Below are 727 nucleotides of genomic sequence, written 5' to 3'. Positions count from 1 at the left end.
CAGGTGCCAACCAGCAGGACAAAGCCAATTGACTTAATCACCGCTCGTCTCCATCTGTTCCAGACGCTGTGCTTCGCGCATACACAGCTGCGCAATCATCATCTGGCGGGTAATGCCTGCACGAATAAACGAAGCTGCGCGACGGAGATTTTTTGCATTCGCCTGTTGAATCAATGCAGGTACTGATGCCAGGCATTCGGCGCTGTCTTTAATCAGCGTTGCTGCTGTTATTTCTGTTTTTTGTCGTTCACTCTTTGTGGTCATAAACATCACCATTTCAGATTCAGGCGCGAGCAATCCCCTGACGCATCGCGCCATAATTAAAAGAAAGTGAATTAATTAAATATTCGTGGTGGTATTAAATACCGGCTTCCTGTTCAAACGGAATAATAGAAAAATCTTCAATGCCCGATTTAACTGTAATTCCGGCAACACCTGCGACCGCTTTCGGTTCCAGTAAAATCGCTTCCTTGTTGATTTCCTGTTTCGTGCGAATAAAGCGTTGCAGGCCAAGACGCTCCAGCGTTTCCATCACCGCATCCACACCGCGAATACTTACCGATGGTGGGCGCTGACGCCATGACACATCGCCGGTTACCAGGTTTGCCGTCTTCACCTTGCCGCCGTTCGTCAGTTCGTCACGGTTCGCTTCACACCATCCCTGAACGCCTTTTGAAAGGGTTTCGATACTGGTTTTAAGGGGCGCAATCTGTGAGGCGTATTTCTC

The 727-nt window shown here is 48.8% G+C and carries 2 protein-coding genes; both read right to left on the bottom strand.

Going from position 1 to position 727, the window contains the following annotated elements:
* Nucleotides 1-33 precede the first annotated feature (33 nt).
* On the bottom strand, nucleotides 34-264 hold the full coding sequence (locus A9587_RS24250) for a hypothetical protein (RefSeq protein ID WP_236942439.1): 231 nt from the start codon (nucleotides 262-264) through the stop codon (nucleotides 34-36).
* A gap of 94 nt (nucleotides 265-358) precedes the next feature.
* On the bottom strand, nucleotides 359-727 hold a 369-nt coding region (locus tag A9587_RS24245; RefSeq protein WP_105281995.1), incomplete at its 5' end, for a host-nuclease inhibitor Gam family protein.

Origin of the sequence: Escherichia sp. MOD1-EC6162 (genome assembly GCF_002965125.1) — a bacterium.
In the GTDB taxonomy this organism is placed as follows: domain Bacteria; phylum Pseudomonadota; class Gammaproteobacteria; order Enterobacterales; family Enterobacteriaceae; genus Escherichia; species Escherichia marmotae.
The sequence above is the reverse complement of the archived record's forward strand: the minus strand, read 5'-3'. Positions and strand labels throughout refer to the sequence as shown.